This is a genomic window from Fictibacillus sp. WQ 8-8, assembly GCF_024494405.1.
GTDB lineage: Bacteria > Bacillota > Bacilli > Bacillales > Fictibacillaceae > Fictibacillus_C > Fictibacillus_C marinisediminis.
On sequence record NZ_JAMXKG010000001.1, the window covers coordinates 267,285 to 280,392 of the forward strand.

The window sequence follows — 13,108 nt, forward strand, 5'->3', positions numbered from 1 at the left end:
AGGAAAAAAAAACCCTAAGCCGAAGGCGGCTCAGGGCAGGTATGTGATTTTGAATTTTGGGTTTTTCATATCCATCATCCTTATAATTTACGGCAAAAGTCCAGTTCATTAATCATACTCTTTTCACAAGAGAAAATCAATGAAACATAAAATTTTGGAAAATAAAACAAAACAGAACATAACTATTGAGTAGACCAAATGCTACAGGAGGAGATTCTTATGAACAACAAAGTGGGAAAGGATGATTTTGTCCAAGGATTTGTTCCCAACCACAATCATGGTTCCGTTGATTATACTTCCATGGCTGGAGACCACGTGCATCAATGCCTTGATGTCACTTCTCCGCCCATTCCAACACAGGACGGAGGCCACATCCATTTTACGGAAGGATACGTAATGTTTGAAAATGGCCATAACCACCATTACCGAGCCTATTCTGGTCCGCCTATTCCAGTAGGCAACGGCATGCATGTTCACTATTACGACTTTTACACAAGTGTAGACGATGGCCATCACCATCATGTAAAAGGGGTAGATCATCCCGCACCCGGAACAAAGTAAAGAACTGTTATTTAATTACTCCCGCGTCATAGTGCCCGCTTTACCAGAGCTGCTGCTCTCCGTAAACACGAAGCGTTTTTGTCCGGCATAATTCAGAACCGTATACAGTCCTGTTCCTATCAAAACAGCGGCATCTTTGGCAAAGTGTTTTGGCAGAGGAATTATTGCTGAGAAGGCCCAGTCTGCGATCCGAATTCCGGCATAATAGGCGATAAAATAGCAGAGAAGAATGACGATGACAAACCGTACCATACTTCCCGCTACTGGTGAGGAGCTTTTAAACGTGAACATCCGGTTTAGCACATAGCTCACACATGCGCCAACTGCGTTTCCTAAAAATGTTGCCAGCCAATACGAAGCACCGGCTGCATGAATCAACAGATAAATGACGGATAGTCCAACAAGTGTGTTGATGATACCAACCATTAAAAATCGTATAAATGAATGTTTCATTCTTCATCAACCTTTATTTTATTCAACGGCTTCTGCACGATACAAATAAATCTTCCACGCCGATTCTTTTTGTGAGAACGCTCTGACAAAGCGCAGATGATTTTCTTCCGCATTGCTGATCGGCAGTGCGGAAAAAATGTACTGTCCACCCATTTCGGTAAAAACTTTTGTGTTCAGCTGCAGATGCTGAATCACTTCTTTTGAACCTTTGGTGTAATGATACTTTTTCCCCAGCTCATCTACAAACAGATAGCACCGGTTTCCCCAACGGTCAAAGTACTTCCTTAAGACCCGGTCTTTTTCCAGTTCCTTGGCAATGATCTTCCGAAAATGATGCTTGTAGGACAACGGATAATAATTATTGTAGGTATCGAGTGTGTAGAAGCCATTATACTGTGCAATAGCAGGATGAATTCCAATACTCGCCACCCGGTAGGAAGACTGAGGCCTGCCTATATAATTCTTCATCTCCTCAAATTGCTTTTCAGCATAAAACTCCTTAAAGGACGGGGCACCGACCGTACGATAATAGATCTCTTCATGAGCGCAGCAAAGAACAAAAATCTGAAGAGCAATACCAGCTTTCACCCATATCCTCCAGCGTTCTTTTTTCCATAAAATCCAACACCCCAAAGCAAATAATGCGTAAATAACAAGAGGACGCAAAAAATGAAAACGGGCAAAATTGAAGGTTGCAAGAAAAGAAATCCTTTCTTTAATTGGTGCCCAGCCTTTGTTAAACCAGAAGGCATACCAGACAGAGAGCAGAAAGTTAAGCCCGAATAAGAAAAGGAACAGCCTCTTACTATCGTCACCCCTCCCTCTATCTTTCCAAAGCTTCCAAAGTGCTGCAAACGTAATAGGCATGATGACAGCTGTATGCAGGGTGAGAACATGCGTGTGACCCAAGAAAAAGTTTTTAAAAGACAGCCGCACCGAATGCCAGAATGAATGTTTCCCGATCTCAAATTCATTCCGGCTTGTCGGTTCTTCCGGTACAACGAGCGAGTACAAGAGCCTGTATTCAATCATCAGATATATTGATACCATCAGTACGATACTGAATAACAAGCGAAGGTTCCATCGCTTTTTTACCAGTGCATCATATATCCAAAGTAAACCGACAGCAGTGAGAAAAAAGAAAAAACCAAGCACAAAACTGGAGTATAAGGGCAAGAGTAAAAGTGTAAGCCATTCCCTCCAGGTTTCTTTGTGCTTTCTAATATTTAAAAAAGCCCATAAAGCAAGGGGCTGCCCTAGCGTACTGAGCATTCCCGACGGCCAAAAGGGAGTCAGTGCAAAGGCCAGTGAAACCCACACGGTTATGGGATAAGCCTTTTCATCTTTCATAAAATGCTTCGACAGCAGCAAATACATTCCGATGAACGCAAAAATCCGGGTAATCCCCTGGCTTATGGCATAAGCTGTCATAGGAGGAAACCAGTGATGAAGCCATTGGATCAGGCTGAACTCCGTTCCGAACGCATTGCGTGGAAGCCCTTTGATGATTTGAGGAATAACAGCGTCCATCGGACCGAACAGCTGCCCGCTTTCTTTTAACACCTTGTACCACGCAATGTTGGAATCCATATTGTCATGTACTCGGATATGAGAATGCTCACCGAGAATAAACGGAGGGGCCATGAACAAAACCAGCAGCACCCATGCCAATGTCAGATGTTTATTTTCCGGACTCAAGGCTGACCAGTATTTCACAATCATGGAACCCCTTCTGTTTAGGATACGCCCTTAAATCGGCAATGGCTTACAGTTTTGGATCAGCCTGCACGTTCATCAGCTTTTCTTTTAAATAATGCATAAGAGGCTCGTTAAGCTCTTTGTTCTTCAATGCAAATTCAATCGTGGTTGTTATAAAACCAAGCTTGTCCCCTACATCATACCGATCACCCTCAAACTCATAAGCATATACGTTCTGTTCCTGGTTCAGCCTATGAATGGCATCGGTTAGCTGAATCTCCCCTCCGGCCCCGATTTCCTGGTTATCGAGAATGGAAAAGATCTCGGGAGTAAGAACGTAGCGCCCCATGATCGCCAGGTTGGAAGGAGCTTCGCCTTTTGAAGGTTTTTCTACAAAATTGGAGACCTCATACAGGCGTCCCGCTTGTTTTCTCGTTTCAATGATCCCGTACCGGCCTGTTTCTTCTTCTGGAACAGGCTTTACCCCGATAACAGATGATCCTGTTTTCTCATACTGCTGGATCAGCTGGCGAATGCACGGTGTTTCCGATTGGACAATATCATCACCAAGCAGGACAGCGAACGGCTCGTCTCCAATAAATTTCCTTGCACTCCATACAGCATGCCCAAGCCCCTTCGGCTGCTTCTGGCGGATGTAATGAATATCTGCCATTTCTGACGAGCGCTGAACTTCCTGAAGCAGCTTCACCTTTCCTTTGCTGAACAGACTTTGCTCCAGATCAAATGAATAATCAAAATGATCCTCGATCGCACGTTTTCCTTTACCTGTTACGATCAGAATATCTTCTATCCCGGAATTAATCGCTTCTTCCACAATGTATTGAATGGTTGGTTTGTCTACGATAGGCAGCATTTCTTTCGGCATTGCTTTCGTGGCCGGCAGAAATCTCGTCCCAAGACCAGCTGCCGGAATAATGGCTTTCTTCACTTTTTTCGTCATGTCTTCCACTCCTCATTGCCTAATAGTTTCCCTATCTATGTAAATGAAAGGATCGTCACCTTTAGTGTGACCAATGCACTCTCATCCAAACCCCCATTTTCATATGGTACGTACTATTTCATTCTCACAGCCTAACTAAACAAGAACTGCCCAGAAAAAACTCTGAGCAGTTCAAATCGTTTATTTTCGGTCGCTTGGATAGACAACACCAATCTGGCTGCGGACTTCATCCATAATCTCCATGACTGTAAGAGAATTTTCGTGAGAGTTGATGTCTGATTCTAGTTTTCCCTGCTGAATCAGAGATATGAATTCTTTTGCTTCATAATACATCGGTTCATGTTGGGCTGTTTGAGAGACATCTTCCACCGATCCACCTCGATGGCGAATCTCAACCTTTTCCGGTGTATGAATCCGGTCAATGATGATGCTCCCTTTCTCCCCCTGAATTTCAGAAGGAAGGAACGAATCCGTAATCTTTGAATACGTAATGACAGCCTCCATCGACTCATACGTCAAAAGGACGCTGCCTTCCCCATCCACACCGGATTCCAGCATGACCCCGCTCGCCTTTACGCTGATCGGCTTGCCGAACAGAACTACAAGCGGATAGATGCAGTACGTTCCCAAGTCCATGAGCGCTCCATTTGAAAACTGAGGCTTAAACGCATTCAAAATGTTTCCTTCTTTATAGGCATCATAGCGGGAAGAATACTGGCAGTAGTTTCCCACGTATCTTCTTATGGTCTCGATTTTGGGCAAACTTTCTTGAATTGCTTTGAATCCCGGAAGCATGGTTGATTTTAGCGCCTCCATCAGAACAATCTTGTTTGCTTTTGCCGCTTCGATCATTTCTTTGACTTCCTCTGCATTGGAAGCAAGCGGCTTTTCGCAGAGCACATGCTTGCCATGGTTCATCAGCGTGATGGCATGCTTCGAGTGAAAAGAGTTCGGGCTGGCAACATAAACCGCATCGATCACATCGGATTTTGCCATCTCTTCCACATCGGTAAAAACCGTATGTACCCCGTACTTGTCCGCGAACTCTCTCCCTTTCTCCACCGTCCTTGAATAGACGGCAGCCAGCTTAAGGTCTTCCAAGTCACCTGCTGCTTTCAAGAAAGCATCGGTAATCCAGTTTGTTCCGATTACTCCAAAACGTATCACGATATATCCTCCTTCAACTTACACTCTTATCATCATGAATTAATGTAGCATGTTTTATACGATTTTGCTGAATAGGAGATTGTGTGAATCGTGGTGTTGGCGGGCAAATATTCAATTTCCGCGGGTAAACAGCTCGTTTTGGCGGGTAACTTTTGCATTTCCGCGCGTATTTGTCCCAAAACGGCGGGTAAACCTCCGCCCGCCACTGAATCCAGCTTGCCAAACGTACCTAGATGCTGACGGTTTGCAGCACTTCCTGCTGAAAAGAAACTCGAATTTCCTCAATCGGCATGTTATAGCCAATTAAAATGAGGCATGTCCTGCAATTTTGATCTTCCATCCGCTCCATTTCTACTTCTTTCGATGCAAATTGGAATTGATAGAGTCCTGAGGGGGACGCCAGTGATACCATTCCTTTTCCTCGCAGTACACTTTCTGGCAGCTTTTTCAGCCATTTTTCAAACCGGATCCGTTCAACCGCCGGGAAATCTTCTATTTTAAATGCCTTAAATGGATGCTCGTGGTGGTGATCTTCATGTTCATGATGAGAATAGCCAGCATTTCCTGTTTCCTTGCTTAACGATACCGCGACAGTGCTCATCCGTTTCTTCAGCAACTCGTCCAGTTCCACATCGCCATATACTGTCTCGATGATCTCTACTTCCGCTTTTAATTGCTTTCTAAGCTTTTTATAGATTTTATCTTTCGTTTTCTCGTTAACAAGATCCATCTTGTTTAAAAGAATAAGTGTAGCGCTCGTTATTTGTTCATTGAGCATCTCGCGTATCTCTCTTGAACTGGAGAATATGCTTTGATACTCAAGAAACTTACTTGCATCGGCCAGACTGATGATCGATTGCGTTTCAAAACCGTCACGAAGCCGCGGATCCGTCAGTGCTTCAAGAATTTCCTTCGGATTTGCAACTCCTGTACCTTCAATCAGCAAAATATCCACAGCGTTCTCTTCCTGTAAAAAGAACTGCAGTTCCTCGCGAAGGTCGTCCTGGATCGTACAGCAAATACAGCCATCCAGCATCTCCAGCATTTTTTCACCTTTGAACATATGCCCTTCTACATTCACTTGTCCGAGTTCATTCAGAACGATGCCCGGCTTGAGCCCCCTGCTTTTAAAATCAGACAGCATCTTCAGCAGCACGGTCGTTTTCCCGCTCCCTAAAAAGCCGCTTAATATATAGGTTGGTATCTTTGGTTGAGACATAACAGGATCCTCCTTAAACAAAATAAAACGTAATCATTATGTTTTATCATACCATGGTTAAACTACGGACTGCAGAAAATCAAACAATTTACATAAAAATCAAAAGACCCTATCCCGCTTTTGTGAGATAAGGTCTTTTCAGACAAAAGGTCACCCTTCATTCCTCTTGTCCGGATAAATTTTATGCCAGATGAAGAGTCCGATAACCCAAAATAAAGTCAATAGACTCCAATAGAAAGTGAACATGCGCTTTCCTCCCCTGTTTTTTTAAAAATTAAAATGACACTTTTCTTAATGATTGTTGCTTTAGTTGGGAGCATTTTTGTAAAGAAACCTTCATTGCTAAGTTGATTGGAGTGCAAGGTGCGAGACTCCTGCGGGACGAGCGCACGCCCCGCGGAAAGCGAGCATCCTGGAACGGAAATCAACCACTCCCAGGAGCAACAAAGGTTACGAAAACAGCCAATTAAAAAGACCCGCTTAAACAGAACGAGTTCTGCTTAAACGAGCCTCTAGATGTCTAGTCAGCTCTTACTGTATGTAATTAAAAAGGCTTCTCAAAATCTGGAGAAGGCGGCACATTCATTTTGACGATTTCATGTCCGCTTATCTTCCAAAATAGATTCTTGTCTGAAATTGGCACCGCCCATTCGGGGGTTGCCGGGCTTCATAGGGTCAGTCCCTCAGCCGCTCTGGATATGCTTTTATTTTTTAGTATAGTACCTTAATTTAAAGATGAATGTCAAGGTTTTCCGGGTGAAATAGTATGAATAATAAGTTAAAATCCTTTATTTGGAGTTGGGCTCAATTATGTATTATTTTGGCTCAATACCCACAAAGACAGAAGCCGAACCGCAAAAAACTCATCAGCGACCCGGCATCCCCTTATATATTCGACATCAGCCGCTTCAAAATCCGCTGATAATCATCCTGATCAATGCCTGGAGCAAACTCTTCAGGCAGCTCCTCAAAATCAGGAACCTTTGCTCCTTCCGGCATGCCGTCAATGACCGTTAACTGCTGTCCCGTCTCAGGATTTTTTCCTTTCCAGATTTTACTGATATCCCGGTACTCCGGCTCCCCCCATGTATATAAAACATTGGAAAGCCCTTTATCTATAAATGGCTTAGCATAATCAAACTTGTTGTTATCCAGGCTCGGCACGGGCAGCATCTTACCAACCTCAACCCCTGTTGCCACTTCCAGTGCTTTGGCATAAGCGATGATATGAGTGCCGCCGCGGACGAGCAAATAACCGATCATCGTTCTTGCGGTTGGGTGATCGGTCATCTCATAACAGCGCATTTTATGGGTTCTTGCCCCGATTTCGAGCAAATAGTTATGAAGCAAATCACCCACAAGACTTCCGGAGTTGGTGACAAAGTCTCCATTCCACGGCCGGCCCATTCCGTCCCCCGGGTAAGCAGCCTGTGCCGTTGTCGTAAAGTGGAGGGAATAACGCGCATCTTTCCCATTCTGAAGAGGCGTACTGTCAGGGTCGCCTGGAAACGTATTTCCGAACGACATCAGATTAATCGTGTTGGCGACGAGCTCGACGTGGCCGAACTCTTCTGCCGTAATACTCGCAACGAGGTCATAAAAGGGTTTAAACTTCTTTTTTCCCCGAAAATTAAACGATTGATACATATAGTTATTTAACGTGGACATTTCACCAAACTTGCCGCCCAATAGTTCCTGAACCGCCGCGGCTCCGTTCATGTCACCGTGTTCCGGCCTAGGAAGCTCTATCGCTATTTTGTTCAAACGCTTCATCATCGTGCCTCACCCCCGCTGTGATCCGTTCTACCTCAATGCTTATGCGTGGCGAAGGTTGTATTATTCGGGAACCAATTGCGGATTTGGCACGACCCAAATGATCTGCTGAGTTCTGATATAAAAGGAGTTTCCCGCTGATTCTACGACGATGTGATCAGGAACAACCTGTTTAAGCGTTCCGCGAACCGAGCCACGTTCCGTCTGGACGACAACCGGTTTGCTTACAACCGACTGCAGCGCTTGATACACATATGGATCACTCACAACCCAGTTAATGTTATTCATGCTGACCTCTCCCTTACGTACAATTTGCAGTATTCCCTATATATTTATTAGGAGAATTTGGCCATTAGTCTACCTAAAAAAAGAGGACAGCTTCAAGGAAGCTGTCCTCAAGAAGATCAAATTATTTTTTTAAATCTTCGATGGAATCGATCGGCATATATTTTGGAACGGTAAGACCTAATTTTGTACCTTTTAGGTTTGGACCAAGATCCTCAAATTTGCCTTTATACTTGTTGTAATAATCCTTATGCGTTGTCGGCAGCCATGCCGCAACCATAGCGTCAGCACTTCCATCAGCCACACCGGCGAACATCGGTCCAGCTTCAACTTGCTGAAGTTTTACTTTATAGCCTTGCTGTTCAAGAACTTTGGCTACTACGTTCGTACTTGCAATTTCGGATTCCCAGGCCACATAGACAAGCTTGACTTCTTTTCCGTTGCCTTTTTGTGCGCCTTTCGTCCATTTGCCTACTTCTTGTTTATGAGATTTCACCCATTTCGCTGCAGCTTTTTCAGGCTGTGCTCCATCTTGAACATCCACCATGACTTCTTCCATGTCAGAAGGCTTCCAGAAGAACTGATCCAGGATTTTGTTAGCACCTGGATTTTCCTGCTTGAACCCTTTTTTCGTTAAGGTGTGAATGGATTCACCTTTACCGTATGACCCTTTAGGATCCTTCAGGTATTTAAGATCGTACTTACTGAACATCCAGTGCGGCGTCCAGCCAGTAACGATGATCGGTTCTTTCTTTTCATACGCTTTTTTCAATTCGGCGGTCATCGCTGCTGCTGAACCTTCTTTCAGTGTCCAGTCTTTCTTCAGACCGTAGTCTTTCATTGCTTTTTCTGTTGATTTCATCAATCCGGCACCAGGATCGATACCCGTTATTTCATAGTTTACCTGGTCACCAACATTTTTAGAGCTGGTTTTATCTGGTTTTGCCTGGCTGATCGCTACTGCCGCGTAAGCTACGATTAGCAGACCTGCCAATACAGAATAAACGATTTTTTTATTGATGATATTGCCGAAAAGCGGTTTTCGCAAGTTCTGAGAGATACGGTCCAGAATGATCGCGATGATAACGATCGAAATTCCGGCTTCAAAACCTTCACCGACTTTAATTTGAGTAACAGCACGGTAAACTTCTGCTCCAAGTCCAGGTGCACCAACAAGTGAAGCGATAACGACCATGGACAGGGCAAGCATGATACTCTGGTTCACACCAGCAAGGATAGTTGGTGCAGCAAGAGGAAGCTGTACTTTAAACAGCTTTTGCCCTGTTGTTGAACCAAAGGCCTCTGTGGCTTCAATTAAATCTTTCGGTACTTCACGGATTCCGAGATTCGTAAGGCGGATCGTCGGAGGCACCGCGAAAATAACGGAAGCCAGGATACCCGGTACAACCCCGATTCCGAAAAACAGAATAGATGGTATTAGGTAAACAAAGGCTGGCATAGTTTGCATGAAGTCCAGAATCGGTGTGATGATCCGTTTGGCCGTATCATTTTGTGAAGCCCAAATTCCAAACGGTATTCCGATCACGATGGTCAGGACAACTGACGACAATACGAGTGCGATCGTATCGACGGTCGCATTCCAATATCCAAGATTGTCGATTAACAATAATCCAACCAATGTAAAAATAGCAACTCCCCATCTGCTCGTATAAAGAGCAAAAAGGGTAATAATTAAAATTAACAAGATAGAAGGACCTATCCCAAGAAGAGTAACAAGGTTGTCAAGAAGCCCTTCAATAAATCCAGTAATAGCATTAAAGACAGGATCAAATGTATTTGTGATCCAGTCTACTAGATGGTCAACCCATTGTGCTAAAGGGATTTTCGGAAAATTCATTCGTCATCCTCCTTTCCGTTCAGCCCATCGCGGTTTCCAGCAAGCGCGCCAATGACAGCGCCCCGGATGATAACTCCTTTTAACCGTTTTTCTTCATCAATTACGGCAAGAGGAATATTAGTATTCGCCATCGGTTCAAGCAAATCTGAAAGAAGTGTATCTTCACTTGCAGTCAGCACATCTTTATTCATGACTTCCTCGATCGTCTTGTTTTCCTTAATGGCCATAGAGGCATCATCTGCTGTTACGGCCCCAAGCAATCTTTGCTTGCGGTCAACGATAAAGATGCTTGAATATCCTTGATCTTTCATAATCTGCAGCGCGACCCTCGGGCCTCTGTCAGGAGAAATCTTTTCTGCCCGTTTCATAACGTGAGAAGCGGTAAGAACGCGTGATATATCCACATCTTCTACAAATCGCTCAACGTATTCATTGGCAGGATTCATCATAATTTCTTCAGGTGTTCCTATCTGAATTATGCTTCCGTCTTTCATAAGGGCGATACGGTCGCCGATACGTAAAGCTTCATCCAGATCATGTGTAATGAAAATGATCGTTTTTTTCATGGATTCCTGAATTTCAAGAAGTTCGTCCTGCATGTCTTTCCGGATCAGCGGGTCAAGGGCACTGAATGCTTCATCCATCAAAAGGATATCAGTATCGCTTGCCAGTGCTCTTGCAAGGCCTACACGCTGCTGCATCCCGCCGCTCAGCTGGGATGGCATCTGATTTTCATACCCCTTTAATCCGACGATTTCAAGGGATCTCATCGCTTTATCCTTGCGTTCCGATGGGGAGACATTTTGTATTTCCAGACCGTACTCCGTGTTTTCTAACACGGTTTTATGAGGAAATAATGCGAAGTTTTGAAACACCATGCTGATCGTCTTGCGTCTCACTTCTCTAAGTTGAGAGGTAGGCATTTTCACGATGTCTTCATTATCGATAAGTATTTCGCCGCTTGAAGGATCGATCAACCGGTTGATCATTCGAATCAAAGTGGATTTTCCGCTTCCGGATAACCCCATGACCACGAAGATCTCACCTGGATAGATATCAAACGATGCGTTATTTACACCGACCGTGCTGCCCGTTTCTTTTAATATGTCTTTCTTGGAGTAACCCTTTTTCAGTAATTGAACGGCAGCTTTCGGTGATTTGCCAAATACTTTGGTTACATTTCTAATACTCACTTTTGCTTCCATTAACATCACCTCTAGTTTCACGACATTTTTCGACAGCGATTAACCGCAACTTTTTAATTGTAAAGAAGTTTCTTAGCTGCACCAAACTATGTATCCTTTGATATAAGGGTGTGTGACAGTTACTATTAGGAATCCCAACAGTTAGCCATAATATACTTACATATAAGAAGATATACTCTTATATCCTCCCATATGCTTTCTTTCGCAATAGTCATTAGGAGATAAATGGTACTATGATACACTTTGTTTAGGGTTATGGAAAAAATTCAATCCGGTCATACTGCTTGTTATTTGAAGAACTGGGAATATACAAGGAGAATATGGTATGTTATACATCTACCGTACTCTTGCTTGTTAAGGAGAATTTATGCATATTTTTTCTATATTACTTATGCTTGTTACCATTTTGAATATATTGCTTGCGGCCGTCATCGTATTTCGGGAACGCCGTGATGCCAGTTCCACCTGGGCTTGGCTCCTTGTCTTAGTGTTCATTCCTTTAGGTGGCTTTTTTCTTTATTTATTGTTCGGACGAAACTTAAGCAGACACCGGCTATTTCAATGGGATGACCGAAAAAAGCTTGGTTTGGAGAAAACCTTAAAAAGCCAGATGAAGCATCTTCGGGACGGGTCCTTTGAGTTTTGCAACGAACCTGAGAGAGCAAGCCAGGACTTGATCTACATGCAGCTCGTCAATAACGAGGCTCCCTTTTCACGGGATAACTCCGTTGAAATTTTTACTGATGGAGGGAAAAAGTTCGAGAATCTGATTCAAGATATCGAACGGGCAGAACATCACATACACCTGCAATATTACATTATTAAAAAAGATAATCTTGGCAGAAAGATAAGGGATGTCTTGGTCGAAAAAGCAAAACAAGGGGTTAAGGTCAGGGTCTTATATGATGAATTGGGATCACGAAGACTCACCAAGCGCTTTTTCTCCGAACTCAGAAAGGCCGGGGGAGAGGTTGAAGTCTTTTTCCCCACAAGGTTTGCCTTCATTAATTTTCGGATGAACTACCGAAATCACCGGAAGATCGTTATTATCGACGGCAAGATCGGTTATGTCGGCGGTTTTAACGTAGGGGATGAATACCTGGGGCTTAACCCGAGGTTTGGGTTTTGGCGTGATACACACTTAAAGATTCAGGGCACAGCCGTCCACTCCATGCAAACCCGTTTTATACTAGACTGGAACCAAGCCTCATATGGACATGATATTGATTATGATCCTGTCCTTTTTCCTGAGGAAATCGGCAAAGGCGCTATCGGCATGCAGATTGTTACGAGCGGGCCCGAATCGGAGTGGCCGCAGATTAAAGACGGCTACATCAAGATGATCTCCCTTGCCAAACATTCAATCACCATTCAAACTCCGTACTTTATTCCTGATGCCAGTCTGCTGGATACTCTGCGGATCGCCTGCCATTCGGGTGTAGACGTAAAGATCATGATACCGAATAAACCCGATCATCTTTTCGTATATTGGGCTTCGTTATCCAATATCGGAGACTTGCTGAAGGCTGGTGCGGAAGTCTATATCTATGACAACGGCTTTATCCATGCCAAATCGATTGTTGTAGATGATGAGATATCATCCGTCGGGACCGCCAATTTCGATATCCGAAGCTTAAAGCTGAACTTTGAAATCAATGCTTTTATATACAACAAAACAATAGCCAAAAAGCTGATGGACGCTTTTCACGAGGATGTAAAGCTTTCCCGTAAATTAACGTGGGAACAATATCAGGAGCGTTCGAAGTGGATCCGCTTCAGAGAATCCATCTCCCGCCTGCTCTCCCCCCTCTTATAAAACACAAAAACCGCCTAAACAAGGCGGTTTTTGTTATGATTATTGATAATCTCTCAAAAACATCTCGCTTACTGATGCTAAAAAAGCCAGTGAGTTTGTAAAACAAACGAAT

At 43.8% G+C, this 13,108-nt stretch carries 11 protein-coding genes and 1 riboswitch; of the genes, 2 read left to right on the forward strand and 9 right to left on the reverse strand.

Translation table 11 applies throughout. From position 1 onward, the window contains the following. The first annotated feature begins 219 nt into the window (after positions 1–219). Positions 220–561, forward strand: a complete 342-nt coding sequence (locus M1K46_RS01415; protein WP_091002949.1) for a YmaF family protein — start codon at positions 220–222, stop codon at positions 559–561. A 15-nt stretch (positions 562–576) separates the two neighbouring features. Here the strand turns inward: M1K46_RS01415 and M1K46_RS01420 are convergent, their stop codons facing one another. The 9 genes from M1K46_RS01420 to M1K46_RS01465 form a co-directional block, all read right to left on the reverse strand. Then, positions 577–1,014 carry a GtrA family protein gene (locus tag M1K46_RS01420; RefSeq protein WP_256224567.1) on the reverse strand — a complete coding sequence of 146 codons (438 nt, stop codon included), beginning with the start codon at positions 1,012–1,014 and terminating at the stop codon, positions 577–579. Between the two features lie 18 nt (positions 1,015–1,032). Next, positions 1,033–2,736, reverse strand: coding sequence for a DUF6044 family protein (locus M1K46_RS01425; RefSeq protein ID WP_256224568.1), 1,704 nt, complete (start codon positions 2,734–2,736; stop codon positions 1,033–1,035). Between the two features lie 43 nt (positions 2,737–2,779). After that, the gene (gene galU, locus M1K46_RS01430) at positions 2,780–3,673 is read right to left on the reverse strand and encodes a UTP--glucose-1-phosphate uridylyltransferase GalU (protein ID WP_256224569.1); all 894 of its coding nucleotides are present in this window, start codon (positions 3,671–3,673) and stop codon (positions 2,780–2,782) included. Between the two features lie 180 nt (positions 3,674–3,853). Next, positions 3,854–4,840 (reverse strand): Gfo/Idh/MocA family protein, encoded by a 987-nt coding sequence (locus M1K46_RS01435; RefSeq protein ID WP_062237901.1) that lies wholly within the window; start codon positions 4,838–4,840, stop codon positions 3,854–3,856. Positions 4,841–5,069: 229 nt separating this feature from the next. Next, positions 5,070–6,059, reverse strand: coding sequence for a CobW family GTP-binding protein (locus tag M1K46_RS01440; protein WP_256224570.1), 990 nt, complete (start codon positions 6,057–6,059; stop codon positions 5,070–5,072). Between the two features lie 603 nt (positions 6,060–6,662). Continuing rightward, positions 6,663–6,762: riboswitch (SAM riboswitch) on the reverse strand. 182 nt (positions 6,763–6,944) lie between these two features. Continuing rightward, positions 6,945–7,835, reverse strand: a complete 891-nt coding sequence (locus M1K46_RS01445) for a manganese catalase family protein (RefSeq protein WP_256224571.1) — start codon at positions 7,833–7,835, stop codon at positions 6,945–6,947. Between the two features lie 60 nt (positions 7,836–7,895). Further along, positions 7,896–8,120, reverse strand: a complete 225-nt coding sequence (locus M1K46_RS01450; protein WP_053357041.1) for a YuzF family protein — start codon at positions 8,118–8,120, stop codon at positions 7,896–7,898. 121 nt (positions 8,121–8,241) lie between these two features. Next, on the reverse strand, positions 8,242–9,975 hold the full coding sequence (locus M1K46_RS25595) for a glycine betaine ABC transporter substrate-binding protein (protein WP_305583827.1): 1,734 nt from the start codon (positions 9,973–9,975) through the stop codon (positions 8,242–8,244). After that, positions 9,972–11,180 carry a quaternary amine ABC transporter ATP-binding protein gene (locus tag M1K46_RS01465; protein ID WP_091002938.1) on the reverse strand — a complete coding sequence of 403 codons (1,209 nt, stop codon included), beginning with the start codon at positions 11,178–11,180 and terminating at the stop codon, positions 9,972–9,974. The genes M1K46_RS25595 and M1K46_RS01465 overlap by 4 nt, the downstream gene beginning before the upstream one ends. A 367-nt stretch (positions 11,181–11,547) precedes the next feature. Here M1K46_RS01465 and cls point away from each other — a divergent pair, with 367 nt between their 5' ends. Further along, on the forward strand, positions 11,548–12,996 hold the full coding sequence (gene cls / locus M1K46_RS01470) for a cardiolipin synthase (protein ID WP_256224572.1): 1,449 nt from the start codon (positions 11,548–11,550) through the stop codon (positions 12,994–12,996). Positions 12,997–13,108: the final 112 nt, after the last annotated feature.